Raw genomic sequence first — 18,894 nt, forward strand, 5'->3', positions numbered from 1 at the left:
CGGGATGAGCGAATTTCAGGTGTACATGGTGGGCGGCGCGGTGCGCGACCGCCTTCTGGGGCGGGCCGTGCATGACCGCGATTGGGTCGTGGTCGGCGCCACGCCCGAGCAGATGGCCGAGCGCGGCTTCATGCCCGTGGGGCGGGACTTCCCCGTCTTCCTGCACCCCGAAACCCACGAGGAGTACGCCCTGGCGCGCACCGAGCGCAAGAGCGGGCCGGGCTACCGCGGCTTCGTCGTCCAGGCGGCGCCCGACGTCACGCTGGAGCAGGACCTGGCCCGGCGCGACCTGACCATCAACGCCATGGCCGCCCCGCCGGACTGGGATGGCAAAGGCGCCATCGACGATCCCTACGGCGGCCAGGCCGACCTGCAGGCCCGGGTGCTGCGCCATGTGACCGATGCCTTTCGCGAAGACCCGGTGCGCATCCTGCGCGTGGCGCGCTTTGCGGCACGGTTCCACGAATTCACGGTGGCACCGGAAACCATGGCCCTGATGCAAGAGATGGTGGCCGCCGGCGAGGTGGATGCGCTGGTGCCCGAACGCGTCTGGCAGGAGATCAGCCGGGGCCTGATGGAGCGCCAGCCCTCGCGCATGTTAGAGCTGCTGCGCGAATGCGGCGCGCTGGCCGTGCTGCTGCCCGAGCTGGAGCGCCTGTGGGGCGTGCCCCAGCGTGCCGAATACCACCCCGAGGTCGATACCGGCGTGCACGCCATGATGGTGCTGGACATGGCCGCGCAGCTGGACACCCCGCTGCCCGTGCGCTATGCCTGCCTGGTGCACGACCTGGGCAAGGGCACGACCCCGGCCGATGTGCTGCCGCGCCACATAGGACACGAGCACCGCAGCGCCCGCCTGGCCGAAAAGGTGGGCGAGCGGCTGCGCGTGCCCACCGACTGCCGCGAACTGGGCGACGTGGTGGCGCGCGAGCACGGCAACATCCACCGCAGCGGCGAGCTCAACGGCGCCGCCATCGTGCGCCTGCTGGAGCGCTGCGACGCCATCCGCAAGCCCGCGCGCTTCGAGCAGGCCCTTGCGGCCTGTGAATGCGACGCGCGGGGGCGCCTGGGTTTCGAGGACCGGCCCTACCCCCAGCGCGCCCGCCTGCGCGATGCGCTGGCTGCCGCGCTGTCCATCTCCACCTCGGACATCGCGGCCCAGGCCGCCGCGCGCGGCAAACAGGGCAAGGCCATAGGCGAGGCCGTGCAGGCAGCCCGCGCGCAGGCCGTGGCCGATTGGCTGGCGCAGGCGGCCTGAGCGCAAAGGCCGCCACACACGGGAATCAGGCTCGCGCCACGGGCAGGACCAGTCGCAGGCACACCGGCTGCTCGCCCCCTGCCGTCAACAAGGCCACGCTGCCGCCCAGCCGCTCGGCGATGCGCCGCACCAGGTACAGCCCCAGCCCGGCGCCGGGCCGGTGCTGGGCGTTGCGGCCACGGTGATACCTTTCGAACAACTGGTCCTGGTCCGCCTGGGCAATGGGCTCGGAGGGGTTCGAGACCTGGAACTCCAGACCCTCGTCCTGCCTGGTCACGTCCAGGCGGACCGATTCGCCCTCGGGCGTGTGGCGGTCTGCATTGGCCAGCAGATTGCGCAGCGCGATGCGCAGCAGGCCGGCGTCGGTGACCAGTTGCTGCGTGCCCCCGCCCAGCTGGCAGACGATGCGGCCGGGCGCAAAGTCCAGGCACAAGCCATCCACCAGCGCGTGCAGGTCGCAGGGCTGCAGGCGTGGCTCGGCATGGGGCTGGGGGTCGGCCATGCGGTCGTCGGCCAGGCAGTCGTCCACCAGGGCCAGCAGGCGCTGGGCGGCTTCGCGGATGTTGCGGCTGCGTGCCAGCGTCTTGTCGGGCGGTGCCGCCAGATTGCGCGCCAGTTGCTGCGCACTGGTCAGGATGATGGCCAGCGGTGTGCGCAGTTCGTGCGAGACCATGGCGACAAAGTCGCGCTGCTCCTGGCGGACCCTGCGCTCCAGCACCAGCGCCTCGCTGAGTTCACTCTCGCGCAACTGGCGCTGCACAAGCTCGGCCTCCAGCAGCACCTGCTCTCGCTCTCGAACGCGGCGCCTGTGCTCGTATCCGCCGATGATCCAGCCGCTGAGCAGCAGCATGTGCGCCATGGTGCCCAGCGCGGACGCATGCGTGGACACCAGCGCGGTCAGCGCGTTCATGGGCAGCCAGCCCAGGTTGCGCAGGAAAGAGATCAGCACGCCGGCATAGAAGATGCCGAACGCCAGCATGAAGAACCGCGCCGGGGCATGGCCGCGCCGCCACAGCCAAAGGGCGAACGCGAGAAAGCCCAGGGTCAGCGGCAGGGTCATGGCCTGCACCGGGACCATGCCCGCCGAGTAGTGCCCCGACACCACCAGCAGCATGCAGCACAGGCTGAACAGCCACAGCAGCGGCACGATCTGGCGCACCAGCCGCGGATACAGCGACGCCAGGTCCAGCTGCCTGCAGGCCAGTTGTATGGAGATCGCCAGGGCGGCGGCAATGCCGCATCCCAGCAGGCGGTCGCTCCAGAACCCGGGCAGGCCCGTCAGCTGCTGCACCAGCCCCAGCGATACCACCTCATTGAGCACGCAGACACTGAGATAGGCCAGGAACAGGCCGCTCAAGGGCGCCCGCGTGCCCAGCCAGAACACCAGCTGCACGCCGATCAACAGCAGGTACAGCCCGAAATACAGGCCGAACGACAGGGCCTCGCGCCGCGTGTGGTTGTCGAACGCCAGTCGCTGCCACAGATCGATGCGGGTGACGAGCGCGTTGCGCGCGCGCAGGCGCACCAGCAACTCGTAAGACCCGGCAGCAGGGGGCTCGAACTGGAATGCCGGACTGCGGTAGTCCACCGGCCAGGCGTGGCGCGGCACTTCTTCGCCGCTGCGCCCCAGCAGCTGCCAGGGGCCACCGGATCTGCGCACGTGGACCTCCACCTCGTCCAGCAGGGCATTGCCCAGCAGCAGCATCCAGCTGCCGGGCTGCTCCACCTGCAGCGGCATGCGCAGCCAGACCGCCGCCTGCGTGAAACTGGCGTTCAGGTGACCGGGCAGCGGCTGCCATCCGGGGGCGGCGTCGGCCTGCCCGGCGTCGAGCAGGCCAGCGGCGTCATCGAGCCGCTGCCACTGACCGGCGGTCTCCAGCATGGGCACATCGGGGTTCAGCAGGAGCGCCTGGGCCTGGGTCAGCAGCGGACACAGCAGCCAGGCCAGCAGCAGGAGGGTTGCACGGTAATATCGCATCGGAGGTCCACCACAGGGCCGCCAGCGTACACCAGCCTCCCGGCCTCGCCGCTCAGCCCCCTTCCCCCATGCTTGATGTGATCCTGCTCGAAGACGAGCCCGTGCTGCGCCATGAACTGGGTGAATTCCTGGAGGGCCTGGGCTACGCGCCGCAATGCGTTGCCAGCCTGCAGGAGTTCGACCGCCACTTCGACGCCCGGCGCCACCGTCTGGCCATCATCGACATCGGCCTGCCCGATGGCAGCGGCCTAGCCCTGATCCAGCGCCTGCGCCAGCAGGGCCAGCAACTGGGCATCATCGTGTTCAGCGCGCACAACACCAGCGCCAACCGCATCGACGGCCTGGAAAACGGAGCCGACCATTACCTGGGCAAAGGCTGTGATCTGGACGAGCTGGAGGCCACGCTGGCCGCGCTGGTGCGCCGCCTGGGCCTGCAGCAGCGCCAGGCGCGCTGGCTGTTGCAGCTGGGTCCGAGCCGCCTGCTGCCCCCATCGGCCCCGCCGGTCGCGCTCTCCCAGCAGGACCTGCTGGTGCTGCAGTGCCTCATGGGCCAGGCAGGCACCGAGGTGAGCCGCCGAAAGATCGTGCAGGCCCTGGGCGGCGACTACCTGGTCTACGACCAGCGCCGCCTGGACACCCAGATGCGCCGGCTGCGCCGCAAGGTGGAGGAGGCCAGCGGCCAGCAACTACCCGTCAAGACGCTGCGCAACAGCGGCTATTGCTTCTACCAGCCGGGCGAAGTGCAGGCCTGAGGGCGGGCTTGAAAGCGCCCGGCCTTGGGGACCCGCAGAGAAATCAGACGACCGAACGCACCCAGCGCACGATCTCGCCGGCCGGCAAAGCGCCGGAGACACGGGCGATCTCGCGCCCTTCCTTGAACACCACCATGGTCGGGATGCTGCGGATGTTGTAGGGCGCAGCAGCCTGGGGATGGGCTTCGGTATCGAGCTTGGCCAGCTGCACGCCGGGCGCCAGCGCCTGCGCCGCCTGCTCGAAGGCCGGCGCCATCATGCGGCAGGGGCCGCACCAGGGCGCCCAGAAATCGACCACCACCGGCGCCTGGCTGCGCCCCACATGCCTGGCAAAGCTTTGCGCATCCAGCGCCACGGGCTGGCCGGTGACCAGCGGCTGGTGGCAGCTGCCGCAGTCAGGCGCGCTGCCGAGCTGGTCGGCCGCAATGCGGTTGGTGGTGTGGCAATGGGGGCAGACGAAATGCAGCTTGTCGGACATGGGCGGCCTCTTGTTCGGAAGTCATGGGGCAATGCCTGCATATACGGGCGGCGCGCCCGTGCTTCAAGCCATGCTCAGACCAGCTTGGCGATCAGGGCGGCAATCACGCTGAGCAACACGGTGCTGGCAATGGGCAGAAAAATCACGCGGCCGAACAGGCGAAAGCGGAAGTCGCCCGGCAGGCGGCCCAGGCCTATGCGCTCCAGCCAGGCGTGCAGGCCATTGAACAGCAGCAGGGCCAGGAAGATGACGAGGAGCCAGCGGATCATGGCGCCGAGTGTACGGCGGCGGCGCGTCATGGGCGGGACACATGGGCGTCCTACATTGGGAAAGTCCCGTGGCGGGAGGCTTCGGGACCATTCGCGACAAGCCCCCTTCTTCCATGGCTCCATGCCGCAACAAGACAAACCCACCATGCAACACACATCCAGGCGCCTTCTTCTCGCCATCCTGCCTGCCGCCCTGCTGGCAGCCTGCGCCAGCGCTCCGGCCCCCACCACGGCAGCCGCAGCGTCGGGCGCCATCGACAACAGCGCCCTGCAGCGCAGCGATTTCCGCGCCCACCAGGCCACCTATGGCCTGGTCTACCGCCTGCCGGCCGATGCCACGGCCATCATGGACAGCCAGGTCACGCCCGTGGTGCACGAACAGTTGCTGCGCCTGAAGCTGGTGGCCGAGGCCAACACCTTCAACCTGCCCCATGTCACCGTGGTGCATATCCACAGCGCCGACCCGACCACGCCGCGCAAGATGCTGGCCGCCCTGCCGGCATTGCCGCCCGTGCTGCAGGACGTACACCTGAAGAATTTCTACACCACCGAGGCCGCCAAGGGCGCCGGCAAGCCGTGGTGGCTGGACCTGGGCATCGTCAAGTCCGGCCCGGCCTACGAGGCCATGATGGACTTCAACACCCGCGCCACCGCCGCCATGGCACCGCTGCGCGACGGCCCGCTGCCGCGCGTGACGGGGCCCGTCTATGCCCGCATGAACGATTCGGCCAAGGCCATGGTGCAAAGCGTGGGCGTCAGCGGCATCAACCAGGTGCAGGCCGGCAAGGAGGTGCGCAGCCACAACCCGCACAACACCCTGGTCTACAGCGAAGCCACCTTCACGCCCGAGATCGAGCGCGCCATGGGCGAGACCGCCGCGCGCCTGAACCGCATCCTGCCCGGCGGCTTCACGACCACGTTCGAGAACCTGTCCATCGTGGAGCTGGGTTTCTCGGGCAACGTCACGCGCGAGATCTACCGCATCAACCTCAAGGACCAGACGACCTACGAGGTGAGCAACGGCCGCAGCGTCCAGCGCTGAGGCCCGGGGCGGAGCTCAGGCCGGCGGCTACAGGCGGTGCGTGCGGTCGCCGCGCACAAAGCCCATGGCGTCCCAGGGCTCCACGCCCTTGGCCAGGCCGATGACCTTGAACAGCTCGCCCATCTCGTGCTCCATCATCAGTTTGGTGGCCATGGCGCGCGGGCCCTGGGCCAGGGCGTCGAGCTTGGGTCCCAGGCCGCAGTTGATGAGGAAGTGGGCCTGCGAGGTATAGCCCAGCACCTCGAAGCCCGCCTCCTGCGCGGCCACGGCCGTGCCCGTGAAGTTCACATGGGCCGTGATGTCCTTGAGGCCGACCTCGGCCAGCGGGTCGTCGTCCACCTTGTGCAGGCGGTGGCAGACCAGGGTGCCCATGTGGCGCTGCGGGTGGAAGTACTCGGACTCGCCGAAGCCGTAGTCGATGAAGAAGGCAGCGCCCCGCGCCATGCGCTCGCCCAGCGTGCGGATGAAGGCCTCGCCCTGCGGATGGATCTCGGTCAGGTAGTCGTGCTCGCCCTCGATCTCCATGGGCGGGCGCAGCTGCGTGGGCCGGTCTTCCCAGCCCAGGCTGCCGTCCGGCTGCAGCACCACGCCGCGCTCGTGCCAGACACCTGCCTTGCGCACCAGCAGTTGCACGGGCATGGCATCCAGCACCTCGTTGCCGATGACCACGCCTTCGAGCCGCTCGGGCAAGGCATCGGCCCAGTGCACCAGTCCTTCGTACTTCACCAGCCTGAGCTGCTGGCGCGCACGCAGCGTGCCCGACAGATCGACGATGGTGTAGCGGTCCGGCCGCACGCCCAGGGCGGCCAGCTCGTCCAGCACCTGCAGCGCCAGCGCGCCCGTGCCGGCACCAAACTCCCAGACTTCGCGGGTATGCGTGCGCTGCAGCGCCTCGGCCACCTGGGCGGCCAGCAGCTGGCCGAAGACCGGGGACATCTCGGGCGCGGTCACGAAATCGCTGCCCGACGATGGCATCAGCCCGAACTTGGCGGTGTCATTGGCGTAGTAGCCCAGGCCCGGCTCGTACAGTGCCAGGGCCATGAAACGGTCGAAAGCCAGCCAGCCTCCAGAGGACGCAATCTCTTGCGCAACACGGGATTGCAGGGCGGCCGTTAAAATTGAGGGTTCTGTCGTCACGATCCGTACATTGTCCTCGAATGTCCACACCTGCCCGAACACGCACCGTTTTGGTGACCGGCGCGGCCCGCCGCCTGGGGCGCGACATCGCGCTCGCGCTTGCCAGCGCCGGCTGGCAAGTGGCCGTGCACTACCGCGACTCGCACGACGAGGCGCTGGAGACGGCCGCCGCCTGCGCTGAACTGGCCGGCGACAGCGCCGCCCTGGATGCCGATTTCTTCAACGAGGACTCGGTGCGCTCCCTGGTGCCGCGCGCCGTGGCGCACTTCGGCCACCTGGATGCCGTGGTCAACAACGCCTCGCTGTTCGAGCATGACGATGCCGGCAGCTTCAGCTACGTGGCCCTGGAAGCCCACCTGCGCAGCAACACCGGCGCGCCCATCCTGCTGGCCCAGGCGCTGCATGCCCATATCGAGGACCGCGTGGCGGCCGGCGAGGAGCATGCCAGCGGCGCCGTGATCAACATGCTGGACCAGAAGCTCTGGAACCAGAACCCCGATTTCCTCAGCTATACGCTGTCCAAGGCGGCTCTCGAGGCCGCCGGCACCATGCTGGCGCTGGCGCTGGCCCCGCGCGTGCGCGTCGTCGGCGTGGCCCCGGGCCTGACGCTGACCAGCCACATGCTGAGCCAGGAGCGCTTCGAGTCGCTGCACCGCCTCAGCCCGCTGGGCCGCTCGTCCAGCGCGGCCGACGTGGCCGCCACCGTGTGCTTTGCGCTGGACAACCAGTCCATCACCGGCACCACCTTGCTGGTCGATGGCGGCCAGCACCTGCAGCGCTTCGAGCGCGACTTTTCCATGATGTAGGCGCCTGCGCGCGCCACCCCAAACACTCCACGGCTTTTCCCCATGCACTCCGCCACCGGACAACAGATCCTGACGCTCACGGGTTTGCGCTTCGACGCCAACCTGGGCATCCTCGCCCACGAAAAACAGATGCCCCAGCCCATCCAGGTCGATGCCGAGCTGAGCCTGGGCACCCAACCGCTGGCGCCGCGCGACGACGACATCCTGCATGTGCTGGACTACCGCAAGGTGCGCCAGATCATCATCGATGAATGCACGGCCGAGCATGTGAACCTGCTGGAGAGCCTGATCGGCAAGCTGGCCCAGCGCCTGATGCAGCTGCCCGGCGTGCTGGGCGTGCGCGTGAAAATCGCCAAGCTGGAAATCTTTGAAGACTGCGAAGTGGCCATTCGCATAGAAACCGGACAATGGTGAACCCCATGAATGCAGTGACCGACAACCCCTGGCTGGCCGAAGAAGCCGCCCCCGAAACCGCCGCCGCCGATGCGGATGCCCAAGCCCATACCGCGAACGGCAACCGCATCAAGATCGAGCGCGAGCAGGTCAAGCTGGAAAAGCGCCTGTGCCGCGAGGTGGGCCGCGCCATCACCGACTTCAACATGATCGAGGAAGGCGACAAGATCATGGTCTGCATGTCGGGCGGCAAGGACAGCTACACGATGCTGGACGTGCTGCGCAAGCTGCAAAAGCGCGCGCCCGTCAAATTCGAGCTGGTGGCGGTGAACCTCGACCAGAAGCAGCCCGGTTTTCCCGACCATGTGCTGCCCGAGTACTTCAAGAGCATCGGCGTGGACTACCACATCGAAACGCAGGACACCTACAGCGTGGTCAAGCGCGTCGTGCCCGAGGGCAAGACCACCTGCGGCCTGTGCTCGCGCCTGCGCCGCGCCATCCTGTACAAGGTGGCCGACGAGCTGGGCTGCACCAAGGTGGCCCTGGGCCATCACCGCGACGACATCGTGCAGACGCTGATGCTCAACATGTTCTACGGCGGCCGCATGAAGGGCATGCCCCCGAAGCTGGTCTCGGACGACGGCAAGCATGTGGTGATCCGCCCGCTGTGCTACGTGCCCGAGAAGGACACCGTCCGCTGGGCCCAGTACCAGAACTTCCCCATCATCCCCTGCAACCTCTGCGGCAGCCAGGACGGCCTGCAGCGCGTGGCCGTGGGCGAGCTGCTGCGCGAATGGGACAAGAAATTCCCGGGCCGCGTGGAAAGCATGTTCCGCGCCATGGGCCACATCGTGACCACGCACATGATGGACCCCGAACTGCACGACTTCAAGAACGCCAAGGCCACCGGCATTGCCGACCCCAATGGCGACATGGCCTTCGACCATGAAGAGATGCCCGTCTCCGCATCACTGCCCGGCCTGCAGGTGGTACAACTGTCGTCCTGACGGCTGAACCTATAACAATCGCCCCACTCCAACCAAGGCCCGTGCAAACGGGCCTTTTTTCGACCAAGGAGTACACCATGAAGCTGCGCTGCATCCATGTCCTGGCCATCGTGGCCACGGCCTTGCTTACGGGCTGCGCCAGCGTGCGCGAAGTCCAGAGCACCGTCCAGAGCTATTCCACGCTCGGCGCCCTGCCCGCGCCGCCCACCTACCGCCTGGAAGTGCTGCCCTCGCAACGCGAGGCGCAGACGCATTTCGCGGCCATCGAATCCCAGGCCCAGCAGGCCCTGGGCCGCGTGGGCCTGCAGCGCGACGACTCCCGGGCCAGCCTGATCGTGCAGATCGGTGCCGACGCACGCTATGCGCGCGACTACGCCGCCTGGCCCTACTACGACCGCTGGGGCGGCCCGCGCTGGGGTTGGGGCGTGGGCTACGGGCGCGGCTGGGGCATGGGCTTTGGCGGCAGCTTCATGTTCGACGGCCCGCCGCTGGAGTACTACCGCGCCGTCAGCATCGTGATGCGCAACGCCACCACGCAGCAGATCGTCTACGAGACCTCGGCCCAGCGCCAGGATGTGTGGACCGACGACCCGGCCATCTTCGGCATCCTGTTCGACGCCGCCCTGACCGGCTTCCCCAACCCGCCCAAGGGCTCGCGCGTGGTGCGCACCACCATCGGTCCGGTGCAGCAGGGTGGCGCGCCGGCGCAGCCGCCGGCCCAGGGGGCGCCTGCAGCGCAGGCAGCACCGGCCACGCCAGCACCCGCTCGGTAAGCCATCGTGTCTCAGAAGCAAAGGCCTGCATCCGCAGGCCTTTTTTGGGTCCATCGCTGTCATTCGTTCCTGGGAACATGAGAACGCTGTAAGTCATGTGGACAGCGCCTTGCAGCATTGGTAACTCATAAGTTACCATCCAGTCCATGCGAATCCAGCTCCAGGAGTACATCCGCGAAGACGGCAGCAGCGCGTACCAGACATGGTTCAACGGGCTGGATGGCCAGGCGGCCGCCAAGGTGGCCGTCGCCATGGCCCGCATGGAGTTGGGCAACACCTCCAATATCGAATGGTTCCGGGGTATTGGCGAATACAAGCTCGACTGGGGCCCGGGCTACCGCATCTATCTCGCCAAGGACGGGGAAAGATTGATCATCCTGTTCGGGGGCAGCACGAAAAAGGGCCAGCAGAAGGCCATCGACGAAGCCGAGGCCCTGCACAGCGAATACAAGGCTCGCAAGAAGCAACGCCCCTCGGACAATGCCAAAAAAGGAACGAAGGCATGACGCTCACCCGCGATTTCAAACAAACGGTCATTCAGCGCATTGAGCGCGACCCTGCTTTCGCACAGGCGCTGCTTGATGAGGCGGCCACTCTTTTTCTGAGCGGTGAGCCAGAAACGGCACGCCTCGTCCTGCGCGATCTCGTCAACGCAACGGTGGGATTCGAGACGCTGGCAGACCTCACGCACAAGCCGAGCAAGAGCCTGCACCGGATGCTATCGCCGAAAGGCAACCCCAGCATGGACAATCTTGCCGCCATCTTTGCCGCCATCAAGAACTGGCTTCAGGTCCGGTTCGACGTGCGGGTCGTTGCCGCGACCTGAACGCCAGGCCATGGCAGTGCACCCGCCTCAGTGCACATGCTCCATATCCGGCACGGCAGCCATCAGCGCACGCGTGTACGCATGCTGCGGTGCATCGAGCACGGCGCCGGCCTCGCCGGTCTCGACCAGGCGGCCGCGCTGCATGACGCCGATGTCGTCGCACATGTGGCGGATCACGGCCAGGTTGTGGCTGATGAGCAGATAGGTCAGGCCGAACTCCTCCTGCAGGTCGCGCATGAGGTTGAGCACCTGGGCCTGGACCGAGACGTCCAGCGCCGAGGTGGGCTCGTCGCAGATGATGAATTCGGGCCGGCTGGCCAGGGCGCGCGCGATGGCGATGCGCTGGCGCTGCCCGCCCGAGAACTGGTGCGGGTACTTGCGCGCATCGTCGGGCTTCATGCGCACGCGGCGCAGCGCCTCCTGCACGCGCTCGGCCGTCTCGTCCTTGCCGGCCGTGAGGGCCAGCACCTGCAGGGGCTCGGCAATCAGTTCCTGCACGGTCCAGCGCGGGTTCAGGCTGGCATACGGGTCCTGGAAGATCATCTGGAAGCGTCGGCGCATGGCCACGGTCTGGGCGGCCGGGCTCCACTTGTCCACGCCGTCGAACAGCACGGTGCCGCTGGTGGGCGGCGTCAGCCCGGCCACCATGCGCGCCACCGTGGATTTGCCCGAACCGGACTCACCGACCAGGCCGAAGGTGGAGCCCCTGCGGATGGAGAAGCCGACGCCGTCCACGGCCTTGAGGATCTTTTTGTCCTCGCGCGCCAGCAGCCGGGCCAGCCAGCCACTGGACAGGTCGAACTCCTTGCACAGATCCCTGACCTCCAGCAGGGCAGCCGCGGGCTCCTGCGCTCCGGCCGCGGGCTGCCAGGGCACGGCGGGCGCGGCCGGGCCGCCGCCCACCTCGGGCACGGGCAGGCGCTGCACGCGGTGGTGCACGCTGGGAATGGCGCCCATCAGCACCTGGGTGTAGGGCTGCTGCGGTGCGTCCAGCACCTGGCGCACGGGGCCGGTTTCCAGCACGCGGCCCTGGTACATGACCATGACGCGGTCGGCCGTCTCGGCAATGACGCCCATGTCGTGCGTGATCAGCATGGCGGCCGCGCCGCGCTCCTTGCACACGCGGCGCAGCAGGGCAATGATCTGCGCCTGCACGGATACGTCCAGCGCCGTGGTGGGCTCGTCGGCAATGATGAGCTCGGGCTCGGCGCACAGCGCCAGGGCGATGGCCACGCGCTGGCGCATGCCGCCCGAGAACTGGTGCGGATACTGGGCCATGCGCTCGCGCGCCTGCGGGATCTCCACCTCTTCGAGCAGGGCCAGCGCGCGCGCCTCGGCCTCTTTCTCGGAGACGGGCAGGTGCGTGCGGATGGTCTCCACCAGGTGCCAGCCCACGGTGTAGACCGGGTTCAGGCTGGTCAGCGGGTCCTGGAAGATGGAGCCTATGCGCCGGCCGCGTATGCGCCGCAGGTCCTCGCCGCGCAGCGTGTCGATGCGCTCGCCGCGCAGCTGCACCGTGCCGGCCGAGATGCGGCCCGGCAGCTCGATCAGGCCGATCACGGCGGCGCCCGTCATGGACTTGCCCGCGCCCGACTCGCCGACCACGCCCAGGATCTCGCCGGGCGCGATGTCGAAGGACACATCGTCCAGCACCTGCACGGGGCCCTTGTAGGTGTCGAAGGTGACGGACAGGCCGCGAACGCTCAGCACCGCAGGCTGTGCAGGGGGCTGCCCGGGTTCTTGTGTCGTGCTCATTGCAGCTTGGGGTTCAGTGCGTCGCGCAGCCAGTCGCCGACGAGGTTGACGGACAGCGCCAGCGCCAGCAGCACCAGCGAGGGGAACAGCAATATCCACCACTCGCCCGAGAACAGGAAGCCCTGGCCGATGCGGATCAGCGTGCCCAGCGAGGGCTGGGTGGGCGGCAGGCCCACGCCCAGGTAGGACAGCGTGGACTCGGCCACGATGGCATGCGCGAAGCTGATGGTGGCGATGACCAGGATGGGCGCCAGCAGGTTGGGCAGGATGTGGCGCACCAGGATGGCCACGCGGCTGCGGCCAATGAGCTGGGCCGCCAGCACGTAGTCCTTGTGCTTTTCCACCATCACCGCGCCGCGCACGGTGCGTGCGTACTGCACCCAGTCGGACAGGCCGATGGCCACGATGATCACGAAGACCGCCATGTCGTCGCGGTAGCCCTCGGGCAGCAGGCCGCGTGCGATGCCGAAGACCAGCAGCGCCACCAGGATCACGGGAAAGGTCAGCTGCACATCGGCGATGCGCATCATCAGCGTGTCGAACCAGCCGCCCGCATAGCCGCAGACCAGGCCCAGCGGCACGCCGATCAGCAGGGACAGCCCCACGGCCGACACGCCCACCAGCACCGACATGCGCAGCCCGTAGAGGATGGCGCTCCACACATCGCGGCCCTGGTCGTCCGAGCCCAGCGCGTACAGCGTGCCGCTGGTGCCCGCCTGGCCCGGCGGCGTGAAGGCATCCATCAGGTCCAGATTGGCCGGATCGAAGGGGTTCTGCCAGGCCAGCCAGGGCGACAGCAGCGTGGCCGCCACGATCAGCGCCAGCACCAGCGCCGCCGCCTGCACCAGGCGCGAGCGTGCAAAGGCGCGCTTGACCGGCGAGTCGCTGGCGCGCCAGCCCGTGGGAGGGATTGCTTGTTTGGCGGAATCGGTCATCGGTTTCTCAAGCGGGGGTCCACGATCACGTACAGGAAATCGACGAGCAGGTTGATGCCCACGTACAGCAGCGCGATGAACATCAGGTAGGCGGCGATCAGCGGCACGTCCACGCCCTGGATGGAGGAGATGAACAGCAGGCCCACGCCGGGCCACTGGAACACGGTCTCGGTGACGATGGCAAAGGCGATCAGCGAGCCGATCTGCAGGCCCGCGATGGTGATCACGGGAATCAGGGTATTGCGCAGCGCATGGCCGAAGTACAGGTCGCGCTCGCGCAGCCCGCGCGCACGGCCGAAACGCATGTAGTCGGCGCGCAGCACCTCCAGCATCTCGGCGCGCACCAGGCGCATGATCAGCGTCATGTTGTAGAAGCCCAGCGTGATGGCCGGCAGGATCAGCGCCGACCAGCCCGAAGCCGTCAGCAGCCCGGTCTCCCAGCCGCCCAGCTTCACCGTCTCGCCGCGCCCGAAGGACGGCAGCCAGCGCAGCTCCACGGCAAACAGGTAGATCAGGGCGATGCCGATCAGGAAGGTGGGCAGGGACACGCCCACCAGCGACACCGTCATGATCGAGCGGCTCAGCCAGCCCTCTCGCCGTATGGCCGTGTACACGCCCAGCGCCACGCCGATGACCAGGGCGAACAGCGCCGCCGTCATCGCCAGCTCCAGCGTGGCGGGCAGGCGCTCGGCAATGATCTCGGTCACGGGGCGCTTGAGCCGGTAGGAGATGCCCAGGTCGCCCTGCAGCACCTTGCCCACGTAGCCCAGGTACTGCAGGGGCACGGGCTTGTTGAAGCCCAGGCTTTCCGTCAGCGCCTCGCGCTCGGCAACCGTCGCGTCCTCGCCCAGCAGGCTGATCGTGGGATCGCCGATATGGCGGAACACCATGAACGAGACAAAGGAAACGGCCAGCAGGACCAGGGCGGACTGGCCCAGCCGGCGCAGCAGATGGACCAGCATCGGTGCTTACTTCTTCTCGAACTTGACGAACTTGAAGTGCAGCGCGTTGTCCGGGTGCACGGGCACATTGATCCGGGGCACGGACGCGAAGTGGATCACCTGGTCATGCAGCGCAATGTAGAAGCGCTCCTTTTGCACGGTCTCCCAGATGCTCTTGATGGTGGCATCGCGCTTTGCCTTGTCGCTCTCCGAGGACAGGGACAGGATCTTGGCATCCACATCGGCATTGCTGTAGTGCGTCGCGTTCTGCGCGCCACGGCTGTCCTTGCCGCGCGTGTGCACCAGGAAGTCGAAGATGTAGGCCGAGTCATAGGTGGGCACGCCCCAGCCGTACAGGTAGAAGTCGCTGTCCGCCTTGGTCAGCGACACGCTGTGCATGGCGATCGGCCGGGCCGAGACTTCGGTCTTGATGCCGATGCGGCCCAGGAAGCCTGCCACCGCCGTGGCAATGGCCTCGTCGTTCACATAGCGGTCATTGGGCGTATTCAGCGTGATGGTGAAGCCGTTGGGGTAGCCCGCCTCGGCCAGCAGCTGCTTGGCCTTGGCGGCATCCGCCTTGGGATAGGCCGCAAAGGCCTTGTCGTAGCCGTTGACGAACGACGGCGCGATCACGCCCGTGGGAATCGACAGGCCGCGCATCACCGAGCGCTTGATCGCATCGCGGTCGATGGCCAGCTCGATGGCCTGGCGCACCTTGGGATCGGCCAGCGGATTCTTGCCCTTGACGTTGCTGCTCTTGAGCTCGGCCGCGCCCACGTTCAGGCCCAGGAAGATGGAGCGGTTCTCGGGGCCTTCATTGATGCGCAGGCGCTTGTCCTGCTTCAGGCGCGCCACGTCCTGCGCGGGAATGTCCTGGGCGAAGTCCACCTCGCCCGACAGCAGGGCCGCCACGCGCGTGGCCGGGGATTTGATGGGCAGGTAGATCAGCTCGGTCACCTGCAGCGGGAACTGGCCCTTGCCCCAGTAGTCGGGGTTGAGCTTCATCACCGTCCTCGAATCGACCTCGCGGCTGGCCAGCACATAGGCGCCCGTGCCGTTGGCCGCGCGCGTGGCGCCGTTCTCGGTCTTGCTGGCCGTGTCCTGCGTGGTCTCGGCGCCGTTGGCCTTGGACCACTTCTCGCTCATGATGAAGAGGTTGGTCAGGTTGTCGGGGAAGATCAGGTTCGGGCCCTTGGTCTTCACCTGCACCGTGAGATCGTCCACGGCCTTGGCCTCCTCCATCGAGGACAGCAGGGACTTGACCTGGGCGTTCTCGCCCTTGGCGCGGTTCAGCGAGAAGACCACGTCGCGCGCCGTGAACGGCGTGCCGTCATGGAACTTGACGTTGGGACGCAGCTTGAACTCCCAGACCGACGGGTCGGAGGTCATCTTCCACGAGGTGGCCAGCGTGGGCACCAGCTTGCCGTCGGCCGAGCGGATGACCAGGGTTTCGTAGATCTGGTGCAGCAGCACGAAATTGGTGCCCACGTTGAAGGCATGCGGGTCCAGCGAAGTCGGATCGGAGCCGCGCGCCCAGCGCACGGTCTCGGCCTGGGCCAGCGCGGCCGAGGTCAACAGGCCTGCGGCCAGCAAAGAACTGCCCAGAATCTTCATGATCATTTGTCTGCTCCCCTGTGGATTGATTGGAAGGGCGGCGGTCATGCGACGCAGCAGCCCGGGCGCCGCAAGAAGCGGGCCATATAGGTGCGCCCCACTGTAAATAACTTTTACAGCTTGTTGAATTGATTTTTATACTTAAAAGCCATTTCCAAATAACAAGCCCGTCGCCTGCGGCCCGCCATTGGCGTGCGGCCATCATGGACAGGCCAACGGCTTTGACAGCTAGTGAAAACGCGAAAGACCGCCACGGCCCACTCTGGCAAAGGTTTGCAATCGGGCACAGGTCTGCGCCGCACGGCGTGCTAATTTCAGGCCCTGTATCGAGCCTGCGGGTTGCCGCGGAAAGGAAGCATCCATGAAGACATCCATTGCCAGCGCACTGCTGTGCGCCATGCTGGGCCTGGGCGCCCTGCCTGCCCAGGCGTCGGGCCTGGGAGACTCGCTGCGCCAGGCCTCGGGCCTTGGCGGTGACAAGGCCGCCGCCAGCAGCGAAGGCGCCGGCTCCGGCCTCGGCGGCATGCTGGGTGCGGGGGCGGGCGGTGCGGGTGCGCTGTCCGCACTGGGCCTGAGCCCCTCGGCCACGGCCGGCAATGCGGCAGGCGTCATCTCCTACTGCATGAAGAACAACTACCTCAATGCCGACAAGGCGGCCCAGGTCAAGGACCAGTTGCTGGGCAAGCTGGGCATGCAAAAGCAGGAAGAGCCCAAGGACACGGGATTCCAGAACGGCCTGGGCGGCCTGGTCACCGGCTCCAACGGCAAGAGCTTCAGCATCGACAAGCTCAAGGGCGACCTCAAGGAAAAGGCCTGCGATTTCGTGCTGAACAACGCAAAATCGCTGATCTGACCCCCTGAGTGGCTGCGCCGCTTCCCCCTTCTCGCTTCGCGGAGGGGGACGACGCCTTCGGCTGGGCGCCCCCGCCGCGAGGCGGCTCTTGCTCGGCGTCCCTGAGTTGGGCCGCGCCAGTTTCAACGGTGGCGCGCGATGCAGGCTTGCCTGGCTTGCGGGACAATGCCTGCTCTTTTTGCAGCACCCCACGCCAGCCCCTCATGCAAGCCACGCGCATCATTGCCATCCGCCACGGAGAAACCGCCTGGAATGTGGACGCCCGCATCCAGGGCCATCTGGACATTCCTCTGAACGACATGGGACTTTGGCAGGCCGCCCAGGCCGGCAAGGCCCTGGCGGGTGAGCCGGTGGCCGCCATCTACAGCAGCGACCTTCTGCGTGCCTATGTCACGGCCGAGGCCGTGGCCGCGACCACGGGCGCATCGCTGACGGCCGACAAGGGCCTGCGCGAGCGCTGCTTCGGCAGCTTCGAGGGCCAGACCTTCAACGATATCGAGGCGTCCCACCCGGAAGATGCGCTGCGCTGGCGCAAGCGCGATCCCGAGTTCGTGCCCGCTGGCGGCGGTGAGTCGCTGCTGATGCTGCGCGACCGCATCTCGGCCACGGTGAACCGGCTGGCCAGTGGCCATCCCGGCGAGCAGATCGTGATCGTGGCGCATGGCGGCGTGATGGATGTGCTCTACCGCCTGGCCACGCACCAGGAAGTGCAGGCGCCGCGCACCTGGGCGCTGGGCAACGCGGCCATCAACCGCCTGCTGTGGACGCCCCAGGGCCTGGGCCTGGTCGGCTGGGGCGATGTGCAGCACCTGGAAGGCGGTGCGCGCGACGAGGTTTTCAGCTGAACGCCCGCACTGCAGCGCAGTCCCTCATTCCACCTGGATATTGGCGGACTTGACGATCTGCGTGTAACTCGCCTTTTCCTTTTTCAGGAACTGGGCGAACGTGGCCGGCGTGCCCGAGCCGGGCGTGGCGCCACTGTCCTGCAGGCGCTTGCGGACCTCGGGCAGCTTCAGCACCTCGGCCAGTTCGGCGGCCAGGCGGCTCACCACGGGTTCGGGCGTGCGGGCGGGGGCGAACAGGCCGGTCCAGGCTTCCAGCTCGAAGCCCTTCAGATCGGGCGCCTCCGCAAAGCTCATCACCTCGGGAATCACGTCGATGCGCTGTGCCGAGGTCACGCCCACGCCTTCCAGCTTTTTCTGTTGCACCAGCGGCGTGGCGCCGGTGGTCATCAGAATGCCCAGATCGACCTGGCCGCCCATGACCTCGCTGGTCACCTGGGCCACGCCGCGATAGGGCACATGGACCAGGCGGATGCGGGCGCGTTCCTGCAATCGCTCCATGGCCAGGTGCAGCACCGTGCCCACGCCCGGCGTGGCATAGGTCAGCGCGCCGGGCCGGGCGCGGGCCATGCTGATCAGCTCGTTGAGGTTGTGCACCGGCAGGCCAGGGCGGGCAACGATCACCATGGGCGCCACCGTAATCAGGCCCACGGGCGCCAGATCACGCTCGGCGTCATAGCGCACGGAGGAGTTCACCAGTTGCGCAATGCTCACCGGCCCGTCAAAGCCCAGCAGCAGCGTATAGCCATCGGCGTGCGAGCGAGCCACCTTGCTCACGCCCAGCACGCCGCCGGAGGCCGGCACGTTGTCCACCACCACCGACTGGTGCAGCCGCGCACCCAGCTTTTCGGCGATCAGCCGTGCGGTGGCGTCCACATCGCTGCCTGCGCCAAAGGGCACGATCAGGGTGATGGGCCCGGCTGCCGGCCAGGGCTTGCCCGCGCCCGGCGCGGCATGGGCGGCGGGTGCAGCGGCAAGGGCCGCAGCCAGTGAGGCGGCAGCCGATAGCAGGGAGCGGCGGGACAGGGGCATGGGGCTTGGGCATGCAAGGCGCATGCCGGCAAAGGCGGTGCGGGCTGGCGATGGCCTGCAGGGCAAGCACGTCCAGCGCGTGGAAAGCGGGCGATTCTGCCATAGGGCACAATTTTCCTGCCATGCGCTTGCCATGAAGCCCCATTTATTGCAATCCGTTTCAACCCTTGTGATTCCGTGTCCTAGGGTTCACGCCTAAGGCG

20 protein-coding genes are annotated in these 18,894 nt (G+C 67.5%); 11 read left to right on the forward strand and 9 right to left on the reverse strand.

Annotation, left to right across the window (positions count from 1 at the left end):
- Positions 1–4: 4 nt before the first annotated feature.
- Positions 5–1,258, forward strand: a complete 1,254-nt coding sequence (locus AC57B5_RS15720; RefSeq protein ID WP_496399885.1) for a multifunctional CCA addition/repair protein — start codon at positions 5–7, stop codon at positions 1,256–1,258.
- Between the two features lie 25 nt (positions 1,259–1,283).
- On the opposite strand, the gene AC57B5_RS15725 is transcribed toward AC57B5_RS15720, so the two are convergent.
- Complete coding sequence (locus AC57B5_RS15725; protein ID WP_496399886.1) at positions 1,284–3,236, reverse strand: sensor histidine kinase; 1,953 nt, start codon at positions 3,234–3,236, stop codon at positions 1,284–1,286.
- Between the two features lie 68 nt (positions 3,237–3,304).
- Here AC57B5_RS15725 and AC57B5_RS15730 point away from each other — a divergent pair, with 68 nt between their 5' ends.
- Positions 3,305–3,988, forward strand: coding sequence for a response regulator transcription factor (locus AC57B5_RS15730; RefSeq protein ID WP_012203185.1), 684 nt, complete (start codon positions 3,305–3,307; stop codon positions 3,986–3,988).
- 43 nt (positions 3,989–4,031) lie between these two features.
- Here the strand turns inward: AC57B5_RS15730 and trxC are convergent, their stop codons facing one another.
- The gene (trxC, locus tag AC57B5_RS15735; protein ID WP_065345346.1) at positions 4,032–4,466 is read right to left on the reverse strand and encodes a thioredoxin TrxC; all 435 of its coding nucleotides are present in this window, start codon (positions 4,464–4,466) and stop codon (positions 4,032–4,034) included.
- A gap of 74 nt (positions 4,467–4,540) precedes the next feature.
- A complete protein-coding gene (locus AC57B5_RS15740; protein WP_012203183.1) occupies positions 4,541–4,735 on the reverse strand; it encodes a DUF2905 domain-containing protein in 195 nt (64 codons plus the stop codon).
- Positions 4,736–4,880: 145 nt separating this feature from the next.
- On the opposite strand from AC57B5_RS15740, the gene AC57B5_RS15745 reads away from it, so the two are divergent.
- A complete protein-coding gene (locus AC57B5_RS15745) occupies positions 4,881–5,777 on the forward strand; it encodes a hypothetical protein (RefSeq protein WP_496399887.1) in 897 nt (298 codons plus the stop codon).
- 27 nt (positions 5,778–5,804) lie between these two features.
- Here AC57B5_RS15745 and AC57B5_RS15750 read toward each other — a convergent pair whose 3' ends face one another.
- The gene (locus tag AC57B5_RS15750; protein ID WP_097203798.1) at positions 5,805–6,818 is read right to left on the reverse strand and encodes a class I SAM-dependent methyltransferase; all 1,014 of its coding nucleotides are present in this window, start codon (positions 6,816–6,818) and stop codon (positions 5,805–5,807) included.
- Between the two features lie 116 nt (positions 6,819–6,934).
- On the opposite strand from AC57B5_RS15750, the gene AC57B5_RS15755 reads away from it, so the two are divergent.
- The 6 genes from AC57B5_RS15755 to AC57B5_RS15780 all read left to right on the forward strand — a co-directional run bounded on the left by AC57B5_RS15755 (position 6,935) and on the right by AC57B5_RS15780 (position 10,719).
- A complete protein-coding gene (locus tag AC57B5_RS15755; protein ID WP_012203180.1) occupies positions 6,935–7,720 on the forward strand; it encodes an SDR family oxidoreductase in 786 nt (261 codons plus the stop codon).
- Positions 7,721–7,762: 42 nt separating this feature from the next.
- Complete coding sequence (locus AC57B5_RS15760; RefSeq protein WP_013804281.1) at positions 7,763–8,134, forward strand: dihydroneopterin aldolase; 372 nt, start codon at positions 7,763–7,765, stop codon at positions 8,132–8,134.
- Complete coding sequence (gene ttcA / locus AC57B5_RS15765) at positions 8,128–9,120, forward strand: tRNA 2-thiocytidine(32) synthetase TtcA (RefSeq protein ID WP_013804282.1); 993 nt, start codon at positions 8,128–8,130, stop codon at positions 9,118–9,120. The genes AC57B5_RS15760 and ttcA overlap by 7 nt, the downstream gene beginning before the upstream one ends.
- A 77-nt stretch (positions 9,121–9,197) precedes the next feature.
- On the forward strand, positions 9,198–9,893 hold the full coding sequence (locus AC57B5_RS15770; RefSeq protein ID WP_065345344.1) for a DUF4136 domain-containing protein: 696 nt from the start codon (positions 9,198–9,200) through the stop codon (positions 9,891–9,893).
- A gap of 146 nt (positions 9,894–10,039) precedes the next feature.
- Positions 10,040–10,399, forward strand: coding sequence for a type II toxin-antitoxin system RelE/ParE family toxin (locus tag AC57B5_RS15775; protein ID WP_496399888.1), 360 nt, complete (start codon positions 10,040–10,042; stop codon positions 10,397–10,399).
- On the forward strand, positions 10,396–10,719 hold the full coding sequence (locus tag AC57B5_RS15780) for a helix-turn-helix domain-containing transcriptional regulator (RefSeq protein ID WP_012203174.1): 324 nt from the start codon (positions 10,396–10,398) through the stop codon (positions 10,717–10,719). The genes AC57B5_RS15775 and AC57B5_RS15780 overlap by 4 nt, the downstream gene beginning before the upstream one ends.
- A 27-nt stretch (positions 10,720–10,746) precedes the next feature.
- On the opposite strand, the gene AC57B5_RS15785 is transcribed toward AC57B5_RS15780, so the two are convergent.
- Genes AC57B5_RS15785 through AC57B5_RS15800 form a run of 4 tightly spaced genes read right to left on the reverse strand, consistent with a single transcriptional unit; the run spans position 10,747 to position 15,970 of the window.
- The gene (locus AC57B5_RS15785) at positions 10,747–12,474 is read right to left on the reverse strand and encodes a dipeptide ABC transporter ATP-binding protein (RefSeq protein WP_496399889.1); all 1,728 of its coding nucleotides are present in this window, start codon (positions 12,472–12,474) and stop codon (positions 10,747–10,749) included.
- Positions 12,471–13,409 (reverse strand): ABC transporter permease, encoded by a 939-nt coding sequence (locus AC57B5_RS15790; protein ID WP_012203172.1) that lies wholly within the window; start codon positions 13,407–13,409, stop codon positions 12,471–12,473. The genes AC57B5_RS15785 and AC57B5_RS15790 overlap by 4 nt, the downstream gene beginning before the upstream one ends.
- Positions 13,406–14,371 (reverse strand): ABC transporter permease, encoded by a 966-nt coding sequence (locus AC57B5_RS15795; RefSeq protein ID WP_012203171.1) that lies wholly within the window; start codon positions 14,369–14,371, stop codon positions 13,406–13,408. The genes AC57B5_RS15790 and AC57B5_RS15795 overlap by 4 nt, the downstream gene beginning before the upstream one ends.
- Before the next feature lie 6 nt (positions 14,372–14,377).
- Positions 14,378–15,970 carry an ABC transporter substrate-binding protein gene (locus AC57B5_RS15800; protein WP_099734726.1) on the reverse strand — a complete coding sequence of 531 codons (1,593 nt, stop codon included), beginning with the start codon at positions 15,968–15,970 and terminating at the stop codon, positions 14,378–14,380.
- A gap of 355 nt (positions 15,971–16,325) precedes the next feature.
- On the opposite strand from AC57B5_RS15800, the gene AC57B5_RS15805 reads away from it, so the two are divergent.
- A complete protein-coding gene (locus AC57B5_RS15805; protein ID WP_013804286.1) occupies positions 16,326–16,817 on the forward strand; it encodes a YjjA family protein in 492 nt (163 codons plus the stop codon).
- Positions 16,818–17,020: 203 nt separating this feature from the next.
- Positions 17,021–17,662, forward strand: a complete 642-nt coding sequence (locus tag AC57B5_RS15810; protein ID WP_046988196.1) for a histidine phosphatase family protein — start codon at positions 17,021–17,023, stop codon at positions 17,660–17,662.
- 24 nt (positions 17,663–17,686) lie between these two features.
- Here AC57B5_RS15810 and AC57B5_RS15815 read toward each other — a convergent pair whose 3' ends face one another.
- Entirely contained in the window at positions 17,687–18,691 is a 1,005-nt protein-coding gene (locus AC57B5_RS15815; protein WP_496399890.1) for a Bug family tripartite tricarboxylate transporter substrate binding protein, read from the reverse strand.
- Between the last annotated feature and the right edge of the window lie 203 nt (positions 18,692–18,894).

Source organism: Delftia sp. BGA-UO-ETr-SB1 (genome assembly GCF_059567865.1).